The sequence below is a fragment of the Streptomyces sp. C genome (assembly GCF_000158895.1).
Taxonomy (GTDB): domain Bacteria; phylum Actinomycetota; class Actinomycetes; order Streptomycetales; family Streptomycetaceae; genus Streptomyces; species Streptomyces racemochromogenes.
Genome location: NZ_GG657750.1, coordinates 5,156,281 through 5,176,046 on the forward strand (window position 1 = coordinate 5,156,281; position 19,766 = coordinate 5,176,046).

Consider the following 19,766-nt stretch of genomic DNA (forward strand, 5'->3'; position numbering starts at 1 on the left):
CTGGTCTGGCCCGGGCGGAGCGCCGGCGGGCGCTTCCCCTGCGCCGCCCACCTGCTGGCCGCGGCCGCCGTCGGCTGGGCCGTCCACCGGCACGGCCCGGCCCTCGGCGCCGCCCTCGCCCTGGCCGTCGCCCCCGGACACCTCGCCGCGGTCCTCTACGCCGCCCGGGCGCGCCGCCGGCTCGCCGGCAGCCGGGCCCTGGAGGACTTCGCCGCCGGGGCGCGGCCGCTGCTCGCCGGGATCCTCCTGCTGTTCACCGCGGCCGCCACGGGGGCGGCCGCGGTCACCGCAGCCGCCCCGGGGACGGCGGTGCCGCTCGCGGTGCTGCTGTTCCTGGCCCGGCTGCTGCTGCGGCACGGCGCGCACCGCACGCCCGTCGCCGCGGCCCTCGCGCTCGCCCTGGTCCCGGACCCGGCGGCGGTCCCCGCCGCCGCGGCGGGACTCCTCGTACACGCCTTCCTCGCGCTGTCCCGTGCCTCCGCACACGCGCGTCACCGGCCCCACCGACACCAAGGAGAAACAGCATGACCGGCCAGCCAATCGACCAAGGGGTTGCGCGATGAGGGTGCTGCTGATCGGAGCCAACGGATACCTCGGCCGCTACGTCGCCGACCGGCTGCTCGCCGACCCGGCCGTGCAGCTCACCGCGCTCGGCCGCGGCGACGACGCCGACGTCCGCTTCGACCTCGCCACCGGGAGCCCCGGCGCGCTCACCCGCTTCCTGGACGCCGTCCACCCGGGCGTCGTCATCAACTGCGCGGGCGCCACCCGCGGCGGCGCCCGCGAGCTGACCCGGCACAACACCGTCGCCGTCGCCACCATCTGCGAGTCCCTGCGCCGCAGCGGCTGCGGGGCCCGGCTCGTCCAGCTCGGCTGCGCCGCCGAGTACGGGCCCAGCCAGCCCGGCTCCTCCACGGCCGAGGACGCCGTCCCGAGACCCGGCGGACCGTACGGCGTCAGCAAACTCGCCGCCACCGAGCTGGTCCTCGGCTCCGGGCTGGACGCCGTCGTGCTCCGCGTGTTCTCGCCCGTCGGGCCCGGCACCCCGGCCGGCTCCCCGCTGGGCCGGCTCGCCGAGGCCATGCGGCGGGCCATGCAGTCCGGGGACGGCGAGCTCAAGCTCAGCGGCCTCGGGGTGCAGCGCGACTTCGTCGACGTACGGGACGTCGCGCGGGCCGTGCACGCGGCCTCCCTGTCCGCCGCCCAGGGGGTCGTGAACATCGGCACCGGCCGCGCCGTCCGGCTGCGCGACGCGGCGGCCGTCCTCGCCCGGGTCGCCGGCTACGGCGGCGCCCTCAACGAGCTGGACGTACCGCACGGAAACGACCGGCACGGCCTCGGGCACGGCGGCCGGCCGCAGGGCCTCTCCGCCATCGGCTCCCCCCGCTCCGAGGCCACCGCCGAGCAGCTCGCGGCGGCACCCCAGACGTACCCCTACCCCGACGGCTGCGGCGCCTGGCAGCAGGCCGACGTGCGCACCGCCCGGGACCGGCTCGGCTGGCGGCCCCGGATCAACCTGGAGGAGTCCCTCGCGGACATCTGGATGGAGGCGGCGTGCCGTATCTGACCACCCCGCCGGGGGCCACGGCGGCGGCCGCGACCGAGGCCGGCCGGCTCGGCCTGGGCATCCCGGGCTACGCGCACCCGCTGGTCGCCCCGGTGGAGTGGGCCGAGCTGACCCGCCCCGGGACCCCGCTGCACTGGGCGGTGCTCAACGTCACCGACGGGCCCGGCGGCCGTCCCGACCCGCACTGCACCGAGGCGGCCGCGAAGCTGCGGGCCGCGGGCGGGACGGTCCTCGGGCATCTCGCCATGCGGGACGGCTCCCGGTCCTTCGGGGAGCTGCTCTCCGACGCGCACCGCTTCCGCGACTGGTACGGGATCGGCGGCTTCTACCTGGCCGGCACCCCCGCCGGCCGGGCGGACCTGCCCGCCGTGCGCCGGGTGACCGATGCCCTGCGCGGGCTCGGCGAGGGGCTGCGGATCGTGCTGGGGCACGGCACGCACCCCTACGAGGGCTACGTGGAGGCCGCCGACCAGCTGGTCACCTTCTCCGGGGCCTGGGCCGACTACCGCTGGTCGCAGGTGGCGGAGTGGACGGCGGACCACCCGCCGGAGCGGTTCTGCCACCTGGTCCACGGGGTGCCCCGCACCCACCTGGAGGAGGCGGTCCGCATCGCCCGCTGGCAGGGTGCGGGAACCATCTGGTTCACCGACCGCCGGGGCGCACCCGACCGGGACCCCTGGGCGTCGATGCCCGCGTACTGGGACGAAATCGTCTCACGTATCGGACCGGGTGTCTCGGAATGAAGAAGGGCGTGGCAGTGTTACGGGGAGAACCAACGTTCAGACTTACCCATCTACGGAGTCCCCGTGTCGCTGCCACCCCTGGTAGAGCCAGCTGCTGAGCTCACCGTTGACGAGGTCCGTCGGTACTCCCGCCACCTGATCATCCCGGACGTCGGGATGGACGGCCAGAAGCGCCTGAAGAACGCCAAGGTGCTGGCCGTGGGCGCGGGCGGCCTCGGCTCGCCCGCCCTCATGTACCTGGCCGCGGCCGGCGTCGGCACCCTGGGCATCGTGGAGTTCGACGAGGTCGACGAGTCGAACCTGCAGCGCCAGATCATCCACAGCCAGTCGGACATCGGCCGTTCCAAGGCCGAGTCCGCCCGCGACAGCGTGCTGGGCATCAACCCGTACGTCAACGTGGTCCTGCACGAAGAGCGGCTCGAAGCCGACAACGTGATGGAGATCTTCAGCCAGTACGACCTCATCGTCGACGGCACGGACAACTTCGCCACCCGTTACCTGGTCAACGACGCCTGCGTGCTGCTGAACAAGCCGTACGTGTGGGGTTCGATCTACCGCTTCGACGGCCAGGCCTCGGTCTTCTGGTCCGAGCACGGTCCCTGCTACCGCTGCCTCTACCCGGAGCCCCCGCCGCCGGGCATGGTCCCGAGTTGCGCCGAGGGCGGCGTGCTGGGCGTGCTCTGCGCGTCCATCGGCTCGATCCAGGTCACCGAGGCCATCAAGGTCCTCACCGGCGTCGGCGAGCCGCTCGTCGGCCGTCTGATGATCTACGACGCCCTGGAGATGCAGTACCGCCAGGTCAAGGTCCGCAAGGACCCCGACTGCGCGGTCTGCGGTCCGAACGCGACCGTCACCGAGCTCATCGACTACGAGGCCTTCTGCGGCGTCGTCTCGGAGGAGGCCCAGGAGGCCGCCGCCGGCTCCACGATCACTCCCAAGCAGCTCAAGGAGTGGATCGACGACGGCGAGAACATCGAGATCATCGACGTCCGCGAGAAGAACGAGTACGAGATCGTCTCGATCCCCGGCGCGAAGCTGATCCCCAAGGGCGAGTTCCTGATGGGCACCGCCCTCCAGGACCTGCCGCAGGACAAGAAGATCGTCCTGCACTGCAAGACGGGTGTCCGCAGTGCGGAAGTCCTCGCGGTCCTGAAGTCCGCGGGCTTCGCCGACGCGGTCCACGTCGGCGGCGGCGTCATCGGCTGGGTCCACCAGATCGAGCCGGAGAAGCCGGTCTACTAGCACCGGTCTGCCAGCAGTTGCGGAAGGGGCCGTACCCGCCCGGCGGGTGCGGCCCCTTCCGCATGCCCGGCCCGGGTCAGGCCGCCGTGCAGACGGTGCCCGCGCCCGGCACCTTCCCGTCCAGCAGGTACGCGTTCACCGCGCCCTGCACGCACTTGTCGCCGCTGTTGTACGCGCCGTGCCCCTCGCCCTTGTACGTCAGCTCCACGCCCACGCCCTTGCCGAGCCGCTCGGCCATCGCGCGGGCGCCCTCGTACGGGGTCGCCGGGTCACCGGTGTTGCCGATCACCAGGATCGGGGCGGCGCCGGGCGCGGACACGTCCGGGGTCTTCCAGGCGCCGGCCACCGGCCAGTCGGTGCAGCTCAGCATCGCCCAGCCGAGGAACTCCCCGAAGACGGGCGAGGCCTTGCGGAACTCCGGCAGCCGGGCCTTGGTCTCCTCCAGGGTGTAGCGCTCCTTGGAGTCGGCGCAGTTGATGGCGGTGTTGGCCGCGCCGATGTTGCTGTACCGGCCGTTCTGGTCGCGGCCGTTGAGGGCGTCGGACAGGGCCATCAGCAGCTGTCCCTGACCGCCCTCGGCCTCGTCCAGGCCCTGTTCCAGCAGCGGCCACAGCTCCTTGGAGTAGAGCGCCTGGGCGATGCCGTTCGTCGCCTGGGACTCGGTGAGCTTCCGGTCGCCGATGCCGGCGATGGGCCTGGCGGCCAGGGCCTTCTGCAGCTTGATGACGTTGTCCTCGATCTCCTTGGCGGTGCTGCCCTGGATCCGGCACTGGTCGCCGCGGTTCACGCAGTCCTGGGCGAAGTTGCCGAGGGCCAGCTGGAAGCCCTTCGCCTGCCCCAGCGCGCCCTGTTCGGAGTCCTTGGTGGGGTCCACCACGGCGTCGAAGACCGCCCGGCCCACGTTCTTCGGGAACAGGTGGGCGTAGACCCCGCCGAGTTCGGTGCCGTAGGAGATCCCGAAGTAGTTCAGCTTCTCGTCGCCGAGGGCCTGGCGGATCCGGTCCAGGTCGCGGGCCGCGTTCTCGGTCCCCACGTACGGGAGCACCTTGCCGGAGTTGGCCTTGCAGGCCTGCTGGTACGTGCGGAGGCCGTCGAGGAAGGCCTTCTCCTGCTCCGGGGTGGTGGGGGAGGAGTCCTGCGCGTAGTACGCGTCGAGCTGCTTGTCGTCCTCGCAGCGGACGGGGGCGCTGCGGCCGACCCCGCGCGGGTCGAAGCTCACCAGGTCGTACCGGGCGCGCAGGGCCTCGTACTCCTTGGCGGCGCCGGGCAGGGTGGAGATCCCGGAACCGCCGGGCCCGCCGAAGTTGAACACCAGCGAGCCGAGCCGCTTGGACTTGTCGCGGGCCTTCGCGCGGATCAGGGCGATGGGGATGGTCTCGCCCCCGGGTTCGGCGTAGTCGAGCGGTACGTCGAGGGTGGCGCACTGCCAGTCCCGGCCCGGTGCCTGCCCGCCGCCCTCGGCGGCCGTGGGGGCGTCGCAATCGCCCCAGGACAGGGGCTTGACCGGTTCGGCGGCCCCCGTGCCGGTTCTCTGCCCGCTGCTGCCGCCGCCGTCGGAACAGGCGCCGGTGGCGAGCAGCGTGGCGGCGAGCGCGGCGGCGGTGGTGGCCCGCAGGACGTTTCTCGGCATGCCCCCATCCTGTGGGCCCGCCCCCGGCCCCGCCCCCGCGCTGACCCGTTCGGGGGGCGGCGCCGTCAGGTGGCGGCGACGGCCTCCCGGGCGGCGGCGCGGCCGGAGGCGACGCAGGCGGCCACGCCCACGCCCTCGTACGCCGCCCCGCACAGGGCCAGGCCCGGGAGCTTCGCGGCGGCCCCGCGGATCCGGGCCACCCGGTCCAGGTGGCCGACGCCGTACTGGGGCAGGCCCCGGTCCCAGCGGGTCACCCGGGCGGCGTGCGGGTCGCCCATCGGGCCGACCGCCCGGCGGAGTTCGGCCGTCACCGTACGGATCAGGTGCCGGTCGGGGCGGTCCGGGCCCTCCTCGCCGAACCGGCCGACGGAGGCGCGCACCACGAACTCCGCCGGTGCCGCGTCCCGCAGCCAGGCCCACTTGTTGGACAGGAACGAGGCCGCCTTCAGCGTGTGCCCTGTCCGCCGGCGGGACCAGGAAGCCGTTGCCCTCCGGGAAGGCCCGGGCCCGGCCGCGGGAGTACACCAGGGTGACGACCGCCGTCGAGGCGTACGGGACCCCCGCGAGCTCCTCCCCCGCGAGCGGCGCGTGCGGCCGCAGCAGCTCCGCCGCCGCGAACGCCGGCACCGCCAGGACCACGGCGTCCGCCTGCAGGGTCAGCTTTTTTGTCGGCCGTCACCGCCGCCACCCGCCACCGGTCGCCCGGCAGCCGCTCCAGCGAGCGGGCCGCCGTCCCGGTGAGGATCCGCGCCCCCGACGCCCGGGCCACCGCCCGCGGGAACAGGCCGGTGCCGCCGCTCACGCCCCGGACGGCCGCGGGCGCCGGGCCCGCCGCCCGCGCCGCTGCGGCCGCCCGCATCCGGCGCAGCGCGGGCAGCAGCGGCTCGCCCCGCTCCGCCAGGGCGGCGATCCGGGGCATCGCCGCGCGCAGCGAGAGCCGGTCGGCGCGGCCCGCGTACACCCCGCCGAGCAGCGGTTCGACCAGCCGGTCCACCGCCTCCGGGCCGAGGCGGGCGGCCAGGTACTCCGTCACCGAGCAGTCCCCCGTGACGGGCGCGGCGGGCAGGGTCCCCTCCCGCTCGATCCGGCTCTGACCCGCCGCCGACAGCAGCCCGGTGCCGGCCAGCGCCGCCGGATCGACGGGGATGCCCATGACGTGGCCCGGCGGCAGCGGGCGCAGCGCGCCGCCCGTCCAGACGGTGGTGGCCGCGCGGGCCGGGTCGCACAGGGCGTCGCCGAGCCCGACGGCCGCGGCCAGCTCCACGGCTTCCGGCCGCAGCGCCATCAGGGACTCCGCGCCCTCGTCGACGCGGATGCCGGCGACGGTGCCCGTACGCAGCTTCCCGCCGACCCGGGGGCCGGCCTCCAGGACGGTGACGTCGGCCGCGCCCCGCAGTTCCCAGGCGGCGGCCAGACCGCTGATGCCGCCGCCCACGATGATCACCGAACGCACGGGGTGCTCCTTCCGGCGGCGCCCCGGGTCAGGTGCCGCAGTTCCTCCTGGTAGGGGAAGCGGCCGGGCTCGTACGCGCAGTACGGGTCCTCGGCGAGCACGTCCCCGGTGGTGCCGTAGGCGCGCGAGCGCGAGCCCCCGCACACCTGCTTGAACTCGCAGGCCCCGCAGCGGCCGCGCAGCAGTGCCGGGTCGCGCAGCGAGGTGAACAGCGGCGCCTGACGGTAGATCTCCGTCAGCGGGCGGTCCTTCACGCTGCCCGCCGACAGCGGCAGGAAGCCGCTGGGGTGCACCTCGCCGGTGTGCGAGACGAAGACGAGGCCGCGCCCGGACGAGACGTCCAGCGGGGGTCGGCGCACCGCCCGGCGCTCCCCGTCGAAGAGCCCGAGCCGGCCGGCGCGGGCGTGCAGCCGCTCGTACAGGGGTCCCGGCGCGGGCCGTTCGCCGCGTGCTTCGAGGACGGTCCGCTGGAGCACGACGCGGCGGAAGTGGTGGCCCTCGGTGGTCTTGGCGGCGAGGACCGCCCCGCAGTCGTAGAGGAAGTGCAGGACGTCCTCGGTCTCGGCGGCGGTCAGCGACTCCAGCTGCTGCGCGCGTCCGGCCGGGACGAGGAGGAAGCCGGACCAGAGCATCGCGCCCTCGCGGCGGACCAGAGCCGCGACATCGGCGAGGTCGTCCAGGCTGCGGCGGCTGACGGTGGTGTTGACCTGCACCTTGAGGCCGATGTCGCGGGCGGCCCGCCAGCCCTCCAGGGTCCGTTCCCAGACACCGGGGACGCCCCGGAAGGAGTCGTGCCGTTCGGGGGTGGAGCCGTCCAGGGAGAGCGAGAGCGCCACCGCGCCGGCGTCGCGCACGGCCTGGAGGTTCTCCCGGGTGAGGGTGGGTGTGCCGGAGGGGGAGACGGCGACGCGCAGGCCCAGCGAGGTGCCGTACGCGATGAGGCCGGTGAGGTCGGGGCGCTGGAAGGGGTCGCCGCCGGTGATCACGAAGAGGGGCGCGGGCTTGCCGAAGCCGGCCGTCTGGTCCATCACGCGGCGGGCGTCGGCCCCGTCCAGTTCGCGCGGGTCGCGGGCGGTCCGCGCTTCGGCCCGGCAGTGCAGGCAGGCCAGTTCGCAGGCCCGGGTGGCCTCCCAGATGACGAGGAAGGGGCGTTCGGCGACGTCGTGGCGGGGGGTGCGGACGACTTCGCGCGGGGTGCGTGCCGTCATGACACCCGCTCCCAGCCGCGCCGGTCCGGGCGGTTGGAGGTCAGCTCCGGGTCCCGCTTGCGGTAGACCACGAACGGGCGGAACAGGTACTTCAGCGGCGCGGAGAACATGTGGACCAGCCGCGAGTACGGGATCAGCGCGAAGAGCGTGAAGCCGAACAGGACGTGCAGCTTGAAGGCGAGCGGTGCCCCCGCCATCAGGTGGTAGTCGGGGGAGAGGGCGAACAGGCTGCGGAACCAGACCGAGATGCCCTCGCGGTAGTTGTAGTCCCCGGTCCGCCCGGTGGAGTTGAGGACAGTGGCCGTCAGGCCCAGCAGCATCGCCCCCAGCAGGACGGTGTACATCAGGTGGTCGCTGCGCAGCGTGGCCCGGCGTACGGCGGGCACCGTGAGGCGCCGGTACACGAGGATCCCGATGCCGGCGGCGGCGGCGACGCCCGCGACCGCGCCGGTGGAGACGGCCAGCAGGTGGTAGGCGTGGTCGCTCAGCCCGAGCGCGTCGGTCCACTCCATCGGGACCAGCAGGCCCACCACGTGGCCGAGGACCACGAAGAGCATGCCGAAGTGGAAGAGCGGGGAGCCGATCCGCAGCAGCCGCGACTCGTACAGCTGGGAGGAGCGGGTGGTCCAGCCGAAGGCGTCGTAGCGGGCCCGCCAGACCGTGCCGGCCACGAGCAGGGCGATCGAGACGTACGGCAGCACGCCCCACAGGACGAGGTCCATCAGGCCGTCTTCCTTTCCGGGGAGGTGGGCCACGGGAGGTCCACGGGCCGGTCGATGCCAGGGCCGAAGGGTTCCGGTGGGGAGCCGGCGCCCACCAGCTCCTGCGGCGGCCCGCTCCGTGCGAGGGCCTTCGCCTCGGCCTTCGTCGCGGGGGAGGGCCCGGGCAGCGTCGTGCAGACGGCCTCCAGCACCCGGGCGTACGGGCTGGCGGACTCGGTGAGCGCGAGCCGCAGCAGTTCCAGCCCGGCCCGGTGCTCCTGGAGCAGCTCGGTGCCGGCCTCCTCGCGCAGCGCGGCGAACTCCAGCGCGGCGGGCAGGAAGTCGGGCAGCCCCTCGCCCGCGTACTCCAGCCCGAAGTCCCGGTAGATCCGCTTCAGCCGGACGAGGGAGAGCCCGCGCCGGCGCGTGTCGCCGTCCGTCCACCAGGTCAGGTAGAGGCAGCGCCGGTTGCGGGTGTCGAAGGTGGAGGTGTACCGCTCGCACAGGCCGATCGGGGTCATCCCCCCGGCCTCGTCGAGGAACGCGCCGAGCAGCGCTGCCGGTTCGGCGGGCGCCCCGGCCAGGGCGGCCCGCAGGCGGGGGAGTTCGTCGTGGAAGCGGTCGCCGGGGTACTGCAGGACGCAGCCCGCGACGAGGCGCACCAGGGCGTCGGGGGTCACGAGCTCCTCCTGGTGGGGCTGAGGTTGAGCATCACGCGGGGCTTCCCGGGCCGTTCGCCGACGGGGCACTGCGCGTCCAGCGGGTGGGCGGCGGCGAGGGCGTCGGCGTCGGCGCGGGCCGCTGTCGGGATGACGAAGCGGTCCTCCAGCTTGGCGACGGCCAGGAGCCGGAACATGTCCTCCATCTCGGCGCCGGTCAGGCCGACGGCGCCGGCGACGGACTCGTCCCGCTCCTCGCCCAGGTTGATCTTCCGCATGTAGGCGCGCATCGCGGCCATCCGGTGCAGCACGGCCTCCACGACGTGGGTGTCGCCGGCCGTGAGGACCTCGGCGAGGTACTCGACGGGGATGCGCAGGGCGTCGATGGCGCCGAAGAGGTTCCCGGCGTCCTCGCCGTCGCTGCCGGTGGCGGCGACCGCCTCGACGACGGGGGAGAGCGGGGGCACGTACCAGACCATCGGCATGGTCCGGTACTCCGGGTGCAGGGGCAGGGCGACCTGGTAGGTGGCGATCAGGTCGTAGACGGGGGAGCGCTGCGCGGCCTCGATCCACTCCCGGGTCAGGCCGGCCTCGCGGGCGGCGGCGACCACGGCCGGGTCGTGCGGGTCGAGGAAGCACTCCAGCTGGGCCGGGTAGAGGTCGTGCTCGTCCTCGACGGCGGCGGCCCCGGCGACCTTGTCGGCGTCGTAGAGCATGACGCCGAGGTAGCGCATCCGGCCCACGCAGGTCTCCGAGCAGACGGTGGGCATGCCGACCTCGACGCGCGGGAAGCAGAACGTGCACTTCTCGGCCTTGCCGGTGCGGTGGTTGAAGTACACCTTCTTGTAGGGGCATCCGGTCACGCACATGCGCCAGCCGCGGCAGCGGTCCTGGTCGACGAGGACGATGCCGTCCTCCTCCCGCTTGTACATGGCGCCCGAGGGGCAGGAGGAGACGCACGCCGGGTTGAGGCAGTGCTCGCAGATCCGGGGGAGGTAGAACATGAAGCTCTGCTCGAACTCGAAGCGGATCCGCTCCCCGACCTCTTCGCGGATCTTCTCCACGACCGGGTCCTTCGGCGCGTGGGCCGGGGCGCCGCCGAGGTTGTCGTCCCAGTTGGGGCCCCACCGGATGGTGTCCAGGGGTTCGCCGGTGAGCTGGGAGACGGGCCGGGCGGTGGGGAGGTCGTCGCCCGCCGGGGCGTCGGTGAGGTTCTTGTACTCGTAGCTCCACGGCTGGTAGTAGTCGTCGATCTCGGGCATCTCCGGATTGGCGAAGATCTTGCCGAGCTTGGCGAGGCGGCCGCCGGCGCGCAGCCGCAGCCGGCCGGAGCGGGTGCGCTCCCAGCCGCCCTTCCACTTCTCCTGGTCCTCCCAGCGGCGCGGGTAGCCCTGCCCGGGGAGGGTCTCGACGTTGTTGAACCAGACGTACTCGGTGCCCTGCCGGTTGGTCCACGCCTGCTTGCAGGTGACCGAACAGGTGTGGCAGCCGATGCACTTGTCGAGGTTCATGACCATCGCGACCTGCGCCATGACCTTCATGCCTAGAACTCCACCTTCTGGTCGCGGCGGCGGATGACCGTCACCTCGTCGCGCTGGTTGCCGGTCGGCCCCAGGTAGTTGAAGGCCCAGGTCAGCTGGGCGTAGCCGCCGATGAGGTGGGTGGGCTTGAGCATCACCCGGGTCAGCGAGTTGTGGATGCCGCCGCGGCGGCCCGTCTTCGCGGTCTTCGGCACGCCGACCGTGCGCTCCTGCGCGTGGTTCATGTAGACGGTGCCGGGGGGCATCTTGTGGGAGACGATCGCGCGGGCGGTGACCACGCCGTTGCGGTTGACCGCCTCGATCCAGTCGTTGTCGGCGACCCCGATCGCCTCGGCGTCCTGCGGGGACATCCACACCGTCTGCCCGCCCCGGCCCAGGGTCATCATGTAGAGGTTGTCCTGGTACTGGCTGTGGATCGCCCACTTGTTGTGCGGGGTCAGGTAGCGGACGGCCACCGACTTCTGGTCGACGACGCCCAGTTCGGGCTCCCCGTACAGGGTGTGCATGTTCAGCGGCGGCTTGTAGACGGGCAGCGACTCCCCGACCTCGTGCAGCCAGTCGTGGTCGATGAAGAAGTGCTGGCGGCCGGTGAGGGTGTGCCAGGGCTTGAGGTGCTCGGTGTTGACGGTGAAGGCGGTGTAGCGGCGCCCGCCGGACTCCGAACCCGACCACTCCGGCGAGGTGATCACCGGGACCGGGCGGGCCTGGGTGTCGGCGAAGGAGATCCGCTTGCCCTCCGCCTCGGCGGCCAGGTGGGCCATGTGCGTGCCGACCTTCTTCTCCAGGGTCTCGAAGCCCTGGGTCGCGAGCCGGCCGTTGCTGGTCCCGGACAGGGCGAGGATCGCCTCACAGGCCCGCCGCGCGGTGTCCAGCCGCGGGCGGCCGTTCCCCGCCCCGCCCCTGACCAGGCCGTTCTTCTCGCCGAGGTGGGCGACCTCCTCGGCCACGTCGAAGGTGATCGCCTTCGTGGTCACGCCGAGCCGGTCGACCAGCGGGCCGAGCGCGGTGAACTTCTCGCCGACCGCCCCGTAGTCCCGCTCGACGACCTTCAGGTCGTACATCGTCCGCCCCGGTACGGGCTCGCACTCGCCCTTCGACCAGTCCAGCGCGACGCCGCCCGGCTGGGCCATCTCGCCGCCCGGGGTGTCGTGCTGGAGGGCGGTCGCCACCAGGTCCCGGCGTACGCCGAGGTGGGTGGCGGCGAGCTCGCCGAAGCGCTCGGCGAGGCCGCGGAAGGCGTCGAAGTCGGAGCGGGCCTGCCAGGGCGGGTCCACGGCGGGGGTGAAGGCGTGCAGGAAGGGGTGCATGTCCGTGGAGGACAGGTCGTGCTTCTCGTACCAGGTGGCGGCCGGCAGGACCACGTCCGACAGCAGCGTCGTGGACGTCATCCGGAAGTCCATCGACATCAGCAGGTCGAGCTTGCCCTCCACGTCCTCCTCCCGGTACGTGACGTCCCTGGGCGCGCAGCGCGGACCGTCGTCGGGGAGGTTGGAGTGCGTGCCGAGCAGGTGCTTGAGGAAGTACTCGTTGCCCTTCGAGCTGGAGCCGAGCAGGTTGGCCCGCCACACGTTCAGCACGCGCGGCCAGTTGCGCGGGTCGTCGGGGTCCTCGCCGGCGAAGCCGAGCGTGCCCTCCTCCAGCGCGCGCACCGCGTCCGCCACCGGGTCGGCGCCCTCGCCCAGCTCCAGGGGGTTGCGGTCGAAGGTCGGGTACGAGGGCATCCAGCCCATCCGGGCGCTCGCCGCCAGGCAGTCCGCGCCGCTCATGCCCTCGAAGGCCCCCTCGGCGAGCGGGGAGGCCAGGGCCTCCGCGGGCAGGGTGTCGTAGCGCCACTGGCCGGTGTGCAGGTAGAACCAGGCGGCGCCGATCATCTGGCGCGGCGGGCGCGACCAGTCGGAGGCGGCGGCCAGGGTGGCCCAGCCGGTGACCGGACGGCACTTCTCCTGGCCGACGTAGTGGCCCCAGCCGCCGCCGTTGCGGCCCTGGCAGCCGGTGAGGGTGAGCAGGGCGAGGAAGGAGCGGTAGATGGTCTCCGAGTGGAACCAGTGGTTGGTGCCGGCCCCCATCAGGATCATGCAGCGGCCCCGCGAGGCCTCGGCCGTCTGCGCGAACTCCCGTGCCACCCGGGCCGCCTGCGCGGCGGGCACCGAGGTCAGCGACTCCTGCCAGCCGGGGGTACCGGGCTGGGAGGCGTCCTCGTAGCCGGTGGGCCACTGGCCGGGCAGGCCCTCGCGGGCCACCCCGTACTGGGCGAGCATCAGGTCGAAGACGGTGGTCACGAGCTTCCCGCCGATACGGCGTACGGGCACGCCCCGGCGTACGGTGCCGCGCTGCCCGTCGGCCTGCCCGTCGCCCCGCTCGTCGGCCCGCCCGTCGGCCCGCCCGTCGGCCCGCTCGTCGTCCTCGAAGCGCGGGAGCACGATCTCGGCGCTCTCGCCTTCCGGGAGGAGCGTCAGCCGGGGGACGGTGCCGCCGAGGTCCAGGTTCCACTCGGGGGTCTCGTTCTTGCCCCAGCGGTGCCCGAGGGTGCCGTTCGGGACGACGGGCTCGCCGGTGGCGGCGTCGACCAGGACGGTCTTCCAGTCGGCGTTCTCGGTGTCCTGCCCGAGATCGGCGGCGGTGACGAACTTGCCCGGGACCAGCCCGTGCTCCGTTTCCCGCAGCGAGACCAGGAAAGGAAGGTCCGTGTACCGGCGGACGTAATCCGTGAAGAAGGGGGTCTCCTTCTCCACGAAGAATTCCTTCAGGATGACGTGCCCCATCGCGAGGGCCAGCGCGCCGTCCGTACCCGGGTGCGGGTGCATCCACTCGTCGGCGAATTTCGTGTTGTCCGCGAAATCCGGGGAAACCGTCACGACCTTCTGCCCGCGGTAGCGGGCCTCGGCCATCCAGTGCGCGTCGGGGGTACGGGTGACGGGGACGTTCGACCCCCACATCATCAGGTAGGCGGCGTCCCACCAGTCCCCCGACTCGGGCACGTCGGTCTGGTCGCCGAACACCTGCGGCGAGGCCACCGGCAGGTCGGCGTACCAGTCGTAGAAGCTCAGCATCGGCGCGCCGATGAGGGAGTGGAAGCGGGCGCCGGCGGCGTGCGATGTTTTTCTTTTTTCGCCGGGATCGGCGAGAAGCCGGCCACCCGGTCCGGGCCGTGCTCCTTGATGGTGTGCACGTGCGCGGCGGCGGTGATCTCCAGCGCCTCCTCCCAGGTGGCGCGCACCAGCCCGCCCTTGCCGCGCGCCCGCTGGTAGCGGCGGCGGCGCTCGGGGTCGCCCTGGACGTCGGCCCAGGCCAGGACGGGATCGCCCAGGCGTGCCTTGGCCTCGCGGTACATCTCCAGCAGCGCCCCGCGCACGTAGGGGTAGCGCACCCGGGTGGGCGAGTAGGAGTACCAGGAGAACGAGGCGCCGCGCGGGCAGCCGCGGGGCTCGTACTCGGGGCGGTCGGGGCCGACGGAGGGGTAGTCGGTGGCCTGGGTCTCCCAGGTGATGATCCCGTCCTTGACGAACACCTTCCACCGGCAGGAACCGGTGCAGTTCACGCCGTGGGTGGAGTGGACCACCTTGTCGTGGCTCCACCGGTCCCGGTAGAACGCCTCGGCGGCCCGGCCGCCGGTCCGGTGCACCGTGCGCAGGTCGTCGGAGACCTCGGCGCGGGTGAAGAAGCTCCCCGCCCGGACGAGCGAGTCGACGGCTGAACCGACGGTTGAATCGAGGGCTGAATCGACGGAATCACGCGCGTTCAAGGTGACCCTCCAGGCGACCGGAAACGGAGTGGACGGGACGGCCCCGGAAAAGGCGGTCCGTTCACCGACGCTACGCCGGTCGGAAGGCCTGGGAGGGCGGCAAAGGTCCCGGCGGCGGGTGACCAACTTCCGGTTTTCCCCGGGCCGGCCGTCCGGAGGTCGGCGGAATCAAATCACGCGGAAAAATTCCACTTTGAATTCATGGAAGGATGGATTCCATGGCTCGGAAACGGAATTGGATCCCGGACCAGCACGGGGCGTGGGCGATGCTCGTCGTGCCCTTCCTCGCGGGCACCGTCCTGGCCCCGCACCCCGGGTGGCAGCACGTGCTGCTGCTGGCCGCCTGGCTGCTCGGGTACGCGGCGGTCTTCCACGGCCAGCAGTGGCTGCGGCTGCACGCGCGCGGGCTGCGCTCGGCACGGCGGCACGCCCTGCCCGCGCTGGTCCTCGGCGGGGCCTGCGCGGTCGCCGCCGTACCGCCGGCCGTACTCCACCCCTGGCTGCTGCTCGCGGCCGCGGCGGCGGCGCCCTTCCTGGCGGTCAACACCTGGTACGCGTGGCGGGGCCGCGAACGGGCCCTGGCCAACGGCCTGGCGGCGGTGGTCCCTGCGTGCGGCATGGCCCTGGTCGCGGCCCGGCTCGGGGGGCTGGGCCCGGCGGTGGCGTGGCCGGCGGCGGTGGCGTGCCTGCTGTACTTCGCGGGGACGGTGCCGTACGTGAAGACGATGATCCGCGAGCGGGGTTCCCGGGCCTACCGGCGGGGCTCGGTGGCGTACCACGCCGCGGCGCTGGCGCTGGCCGCGCTCATCTCCCCCTGGCTGGCCCTCCCCTTCGCCGCGTACCTGGCCCGAGCGGCCGCCCTCCCCGGGCGGCGCCTGCGCCCGGCCACCGTCGGCGCGACGGAACTCGCCTGCGCGGGGGCCCTGCTGGCGGTGCTGTGCGTCTCTTGACGCGGGGGCCGGTGATTCGTCCGCGGGTGGCGTGCCGCTGCGCGGTGCTCGCCCCTCCCCGCCCTTCAACCGTTCTCGCCTCAATCGCCGGCGGGGCTGAAACCAGCCCCGCCGGCGATTGAGGCGCGGGGTCTGGGGCGGAGCCCCAGGGAACGGTGGAAGGGCGGGTAGGGGACCTCGCCCCGCGCAGCGGCCGGCCACCCAGGCGGCGGATCCCGCGGAGCTAGATCGCTTCCTTGCGCGTCAAGAAGTTGAACGACACCCACCCCGGCAGCACCGGCAGCCAGAAGGTCATCAGACGGAACAGCAGCACCGCCGAGATCGCGACCTCCTTCTCCAGCCCCGCCGCGATCAGACCCAGCGTCAGGGTGGTCTCCACGGCGCCCATGCCGCCCGGCGTCGGCGCCGCCGAGCCCAGCGCGTTGCCCGCCAGGAACACCACCGCGATGCTCGCGTAGCTGATGGCCTCGCCGCCCCCGAACGCGCGGATCGAGGCGTCCAGGCACATCACGAAGCAGCCGGTCAGCAGCAGCATCCCGCCGATGCCCGTCACCAGCTTCTGCGGCCGCTGGAGCACGTCCAGCATGCGCGGCACCACGCCCGCGAACAGCGCCCGCACCCGCGTCACCACGAACTTCCGCAGGAACGGCACCGCCGTGACGACCAGCACCAGCACCGCCACCGTCAGCAGACCCGCGATCACCGTCCTCGACGGGGCCATCTCCGGGGTCTTCTCGGTGCCCGTCAGGTAGCCGAAGGCCAGCAGCAGCAGGATGTGGCTCGCCAGCCCGAACAGCTGCGACGCGCCGACGCTCGCCACGGCCAGTCCCGGCCGGACGCCCGCCCGCTGGAGGAACCGGGTGTTCAGCGCGACACCGCCGACCGCCGCCGGGGCGACCAGCTTCACGAAGGACCCCGCGACCTGCGCGACCACCGTCCGCAGGAAGGGGACCCGTTCCGGGACGAAGCCCAGCAGGCTCATCGCCGCCGCGAAGTACGTCAGCACCGAGAAGGCCAGCGCCGCCCCGACCCAGCCCCACTGCGCGTCGGAGATGATCGTCGCGAAGTCCACGTGGGCCAGCTGCGTGAGCAGGAAGTACGCGCCGAAGGCACCCGCGATGAAGGACACCAGCGTGCGCGGCCGGATCCGTTCCAGCCGGGCCGGCTCCACCGGCGCCTGCGGGCGGATCAGCAGCACCTGCTGGCGGATCTGGCTCAGCAGGTCCTCCTCCCGCGCCCCCTCCAGGGCGTCGTCCAGCGCCCTCTTCTCGGCCTTGCGGTCGGCCGCCGCTGTGGCGGCCGGGGCCGCGGCTTCCTCGGAGTCGCCCTCGCGCGCCGCCTTCGCCGCCCGCGAGGACTCCAGTACGGCCTCCCGCTGCCGGTCGGCCCGCTCCCGGGCCAGCCGGCGCAGGGTCGCCCGGGTGGAGCGGCTCAGCGCGATCGGCTGGAGCAGCGGCAGGCAGTCCGCCACCGTGTCCGGGCCGAGCACCGACACCGCCGAGGCCACCGACCGCTCCGCGCCGACCCGCAGGCCGAGCGTGGTCAGCAGCTGCGCGACGTCCATCCGCAGCACCAGGTCGCCGGCCGCGATCTCACCGCCCCGCAGGTCCGTGAGGATCACCTTGCCGGAACGATCCACCACCAGCGCGTCGCCGGTGAGCCGGCGGTGCGCGATCCGGCGCGACTGGAGGGCCCGTACCTGCTCCCACGCGTTGCGGGTCAGCTCGTCGGTGATCTCCTCGTTCGGCGAGGGCGTCCAGGTTCCGGCCGCCCAGGTGTTTCGTTAGACGAGCATCACCGCGTCCGGGCCCAGCTCGGAGGTGGCGATCAGCTTCGGCGCGTTCGCCCCGGCCGCGATGGCCGCGTACGCGAGCAGGGCCTCCTGTTCGAGGGCCTGGCGCAGCGACTGGATGCTGCGCCGGGTGGTGATCCCGCGCAGGGTCATCCGCCGCCAGACCCGGTAGAAGAAGCCCTGCGCCTGCTGTTCCCGGTCCACGACGGTGACGTCCAGCGGCGGGCCGTCCTCCAGCGTGACGTGGTACCGCCGGCCGCGGTCTCCGGTCTCCGTGCTGTCCCCGTCCGCGGCCTCCGCCCGCATCGCGCTGACCGGCTGGAAGCCGACGCGGCGCAGGCCGGCGAGGAGGTTCTGCCCGGTGGGCCGGACGTTCGGCGAGCCGACGGCGTACAGGGTCCCGTACGCCACGGTCCAGCCGATCAGCACCGTCAGGATGATCGAGAACGGCGTGGTGTAGCCGCTGACCAGCATGGCGAAGGCGTCCAACAGCAGCACCACCCACAGCGCGACCCGCCAGCGGGGCCGCCGGGTCATCCCGACGGCCGTCATGTACGCGATCACCGGCGCGAGGTACCCGTGCACCGGGTCGGTGGAACCTGACGTGGCCGTGGCCCGCGTCAGGGCGTCCTGGATGGTCCCGGGGGCGCCCTGGGACACCCACAGGTCGGTGGCCAGGGTCACCCCGTGCGCGAGGACGGCCGCGAGGACGCCGTCGGCGATGCGCAGCCCGTCGCGCTTGATCAGCCGCTCGATGGCGAAGGCCACCGGTACGAGGAGCACGGCGATGCTGGACACCAGCCCCGCGACCTTGATCAGCAGGGCGGGCGCCTGGCCGGTGCCCTGCGTGATGTCCTGCTCCAGGCCCGCGGTGGTGCCGTGGGCGAACGCGGCGATGCCGAGCACGACGGCGATGCCGAGGATCCCGGCGAGCAGGCGCACCAGGTCGGAGGGCCGGTGCACGCGCGCGGCGAGCAGCGGCTCGTCGACCTCGACGCGGTCGGCCTCCGTCGGCGTGTGGCCGGGCGGGTCGTCGGGGTGCGCCTCGTCCGGGCGCGCGTCATCGCCCCTCGCCGCGCCGTCCGGAGGGCTCACAACCCGCTCCTTCGCCGTCACATCCGTCTCTTCTTGATCACGTATCACCAGTCACCGCCCGGAAGATGGTGGCACGGACGGGCGGCCGCGCGGGGCAGCAGGGTGCGCGCCGGTACGGAAGGAAAGCTTCCACCAGACCGGCCGGAGCATCCGGCACCATGTGCCGAATGAGCGATGAGCTGCCCGCCTACGCGGAGCGGGTACTGGAGGTGGCCGAGCGGATTCCGCCCGGCCGGGTGATGACGTACGGGGACGTCGCCGAGTGGCTCGGCGAGGGCGGCCCGCGCCAAGTCGGGCGTGTCATGGCCCTGTACGGAGGAGCCGTGCCCTGGTGGCGCGTGGTGCGGGCCGACGGCGTACCCCTGCCCGGCAGCGAGCGGCGCGCCCTGGAGCACTACCGCACCGAGGGCACCCCGCTGCGCGAGACCCCCTCCGGGGAACCCCGGCTGGCCATGCGCGCGGCGCGCTGGGACGGGCGCGACGAGGGGGCCGGAGGCGACGAGGCTCACACCTGACAGCTTCCGGCATCCGAGACGCGGACGGAGGGTCGAAGGCCCGTACGGAGGACGGCACCGGAGCACTCCCGGGCGACTTCCGCACCCCGCGGGACGGACTGCGGCAGCCGGCGCGGTTGGCGTAGCGTTGCCTCTTCGGCGTACGCGACCGCGGTCCTCCCGACCGCCGCGGCCGCCGGGCAGACCGCAGCAACCGCAGACCCACCAGGACCGGCACCCCACGTGATCACCTCTCCCCCCGGCCGCTCGGAGCGGCGTACGCGCACGCCTGACGCGTACCGCCTGGTGCGCACCGGGCCGGTCCAGGTGGCTCCCCCTGTTCTGGACGCAGCCCAGCGGGCGGTGGTTGATCACACCCGCGGACCCCTGCTGGTCCTGGCCGGCCCCGGCACCGGCAAGACCACCACCCTCGTGGAGGCCGCCGCCGCCCGCGTCGAGGCCGGCACCGACCCCGCCCGGATCCTGATCCTCACCTTCAGCCGGAAGGCGGCCGTGGAGCTGCGCGACCGCGCCGCCCTGCGGCTCGGCGGCGCCCGCGCCCCGCAGGCCACCACCTTCCACTCCTTCTGCTACGGCCTGGTCCGCGCCCACCAGGACCACGAACTGTTCGCGGACCCGCTGCGGCTGCTGTCCGGCCCGGAGCAGGACGTGATGGTCCGCACCCTGCTGGAGGGCCAGCGGCGGCTGCGGTCCATCCGCTGGCCGGACGACCTGCGGGCCGCGCTGACCACGCGCGGGTTCGCCGACGAGGTCCGCGCCGTCCTGGCCCGCGCCCGCGAACTGGGCCTCGGCCCCGAAGCCCTCGCCGGCTTCGCCGACCGCATCGGCCGCCCCGACTGGAAGGCGGCCGCGGCCTTCCTCTCCGAGTACCTCGACGTCCTCGACCTCCAGGGCTCCCTGGACTACGCGGAGCTCCTGCACCGCGCCG

General features: G+C 73.6%; 13 protein-coding genes and 3 pseudogenes. 7 read left to right on the forward strand and 9 right to left on the reverse strand.

What is annotated here, in order from left to right; all coding sequences use genetic code 11:
* From SSNG_RS42290 to moeZ, 4 genes and pseudogenes are all read left to right on the forward strand, one after another.
* A pseudogene (locus SSNG_RS42290) lies at nucleotides 1-528 on the forward strand (hypothetical protein); the annotation flags it as partial.
* 31 nt (nucleotides 529-559) lie between these two features.
* A complete protein-coding gene (locus SSNG_RS23440; protein ID WP_042801717.1) occupies nucleotides 560-1,567 on the forward strand; it encodes an NAD-dependent epimerase/dehydratase family protein in 1,008 nt (335 codons plus the stop codon).
* Nucleotides 1,555-2,310: a spherulation-specific family 4 protein gene (locus SSNG_RS23445; RefSeq protein ID WP_007266386.1), complete on the forward strand. Its 756-nt coding sequence runs from the start codon at nucleotides 1,555-1,557 to the stop codon at nucleotides 2,308-2,310. The genes SSNG_RS23440 and SSNG_RS23445 overlap by 13 nt, the downstream gene beginning before the upstream one ends.
* A gap of 63 nt (nucleotides 2,311-2,373) precedes the next feature.
* Nucleotides 2,374-3,552 carry an adenylyltransferase/sulfurtransferase MoeZ gene (moeZ, locus tag SSNG_RS23450; protein ID WP_007266387.1) on the forward strand — a complete coding sequence of 393 codons (1,179 nt, stop codon included), beginning with the start codon at nucleotides 2,374-2,376 and terminating at the stop codon, nucleotides 3,550-3,552.
* A gap of 76 nt (nucleotides 3,553-3,628) precedes the next feature.
* Here the strand turns inward: moeZ and SSNG_RS23455 are convergent, their stop codons facing one another.
* The 8 genes and pseudogenes from SSNG_RS23455 to SSNG_RS23485 all read right to left on the reverse strand — a co-directional run bounded on the left by SSNG_RS23455 (nucleotide 3,629) and on the right by SSNG_RS23485 (nucleotide 14,486).
* Nucleotides 3,629-5,182, reverse strand: coding sequence for an alpha/beta hydrolase (locus SSNG_RS23455; protein ID WP_007266388.1), 1,554 nt, complete (start codon nucleotides 5,180-5,182; stop codon nucleotides 3,629-3,631).
* Nucleotides 5,183-5,247: 65 nt separating this feature from the next.
* Nucleotides 5,248-5,562 (reverse strand): hypothetical protein, encoded by a 315-nt coding sequence (locus SSNG_RS45340; protein WP_347232462.1) that lies wholly within the window; start codon nucleotides 5,560-5,562, stop codon nucleotides 5,248-5,250.
* Between the two features lie 65 nt (nucleotides 5,563-5,627).
* Entirely contained in the window at nucleotides 5,628-6,635 is a 1,008-nt protein-coding gene (gene hemG, locus SSNG_RS23460) for a protoporphyrinogen oxidase (protein WP_007266389.1), read from the reverse strand.
* Nucleotides 6,623-7,843, reverse strand: coding sequence for a TIGR04053 family radical SAM/SPASM domain-containing protein (locus tag SSNG_RS23465; protein WP_007266390.1), 1,221 nt, complete (start codon nucleotides 7,841-7,843; stop codon nucleotides 6,623-6,625). The genes hemG and SSNG_RS23465 overlap by 13 nt, the downstream gene beginning before the upstream one ends.
* Nucleotides 7,840-8,565, reverse strand: a complete 726-nt coding sequence (gene narI, locus SSNG_RS23470; protein ID WP_007266391.1) for a respiratory nitrate reductase subunit gamma — start codon at nucleotides 8,563-8,565, stop codon at nucleotides 7,840-7,842. Before narI ends, SSNG_RS23465 begins: the two co-directional genes overlap by 4 nt.
* On the reverse strand, nucleotides 8,565-9,224 hold the full coding sequence (gene narJ, locus SSNG_RS23475; protein WP_007266392.1) for a nitrate reductase molybdenum cofactor assembly chaperone: 660 nt from the start codon (nucleotides 9,222-9,224) through the stop codon (nucleotides 8,565-8,567). Before narJ ends, narI begins: the two co-directional genes overlap by 1 nt.
* Nucleotides 9,221-10,744: a nitrate reductase subunit beta gene (narH, locus tag SSNG_RS23480; protein WP_007266393.1), complete on the reverse strand. Its 1,524-nt coding sequence runs from the start codon at nucleotides 10,742-10,744 to the stop codon at nucleotides 9,221-9,223. Before narH ends, narJ begins: the two co-directional genes overlap by 4 nt.
* Nucleotides 10,745-10,746: 2 nt before the next feature.
* Nucleotides 10,747-14,486, reverse strand: a pseudogene (locus SSNG_RS23485) (nitrate reductase subunit alpha).
* Between the two features lie 218 nt (nucleotides 14,487-14,704).
* Here SSNG_RS23485 and SSNG_RS23490 point away from each other — a divergent pair.
* Nucleotides 14,705-15,436 carry a YwiC-like family protein gene (locus SSNG_RS23490; protein ID WP_241695101.1) on the forward strand — a complete coding sequence of 244 codons (732 nt, stop codon included), beginning with the start codon at nucleotides 14,705-14,707 and terminating at the stop codon, nucleotides 15,434-15,436.
* Nucleotides 15,437-15,659: 223 nt separating this feature from the next.
* Here the strand turns inward: SSNG_RS23490 and SSNG_RS23495 are convergent.
* A pseudogene (locus SSNG_RS23495) lies at nucleotides 15,660-18,371 on the reverse strand (lysylphosphatidylglycerol synthase transmembrane domain-containing protein).
* 110 nt (nucleotides 18,372-18,481) lie between these two features.
* On the opposite strand from SSNG_RS23495, the gene SSNG_RS23500 reads away from it, so the two are divergent.
* Both SSNG_RS23500 and SSNG_RS23505 read left to right on the forward strand, forming a co-directional pair.
* Nucleotides 18,482-18,838, forward strand: a complete 357-nt coding sequence (locus SSNG_RS23500) for an MGMT family protein (protein WP_042801719.1) — start codon at nucleotides 18,482-18,484, stop codon at nucleotides 18,836-18,838.
* Between the two features lie 306 nt (nucleotides 18,839-19,144).
* Nucleotides 19,145-19,766: UvrD-helicase domain-containing protein (locus SSNG_RS23505; protein ID WP_206731406.1), on the forward strand; the 622-nt coding region annotated here is incomplete at its 3' end.

What these genes read in the sequence shown, in the direction of transcription:
- narI (WP_007266391.1), bottom strand. Translation starts at nt 8,565, where the DNA reads ATGGACCTCGTCCTGTGGGGCGTGCTGCCGTACGTCTCGATCGCCCTG.
- SSNG_RS23465 (WP_007266390.1), bottom strand. Translation starts at nt 7,843, where the DNA reads ATGACGGCACGCACCCCGCGCGAAGTCGTCCGCACCCCCCGCCACGAC.
- narH (WP_007266393.1), bottom strand. Translation starts at nt 10,744, where the DNA reads ATGAAGGTCATGGCGCAGGTCGCGATGGTCATGAACCTCGACAAGTGC.
- SSNG_RS23500 (WP_042801719.1), top strand. Translation starts at nt 18,482, where the DNA reads ATGTGCCGAATGAGCGATGAGCTGCCCGCCTACGCGGAGCGGGTACTG.
- SSNG_RS23455 (WP_007266388.1), bottom strand. Translation starts at nt 5,182, where the DNA reads ATGCCGAGAAACGTCCTGCGGGCCACCACCGCCGCCGCGCTCGCCGCC.
- SSNG_RS23440 (WP_042801717.1), top strand. Translation starts at nt 560, where the DNA reads ATGAGGGTGCTGCTGATCGGAGCCAACGGATACCTCGGCCGCTACGTC.
- SSNG_RS23490 (WP_241695101.1), top strand. Translation starts at nt 14,705, where the DNA reads ATGGCTCGGAAACGGAATTGGATCCCGGACCAGCACGGGGCGTGGGCG.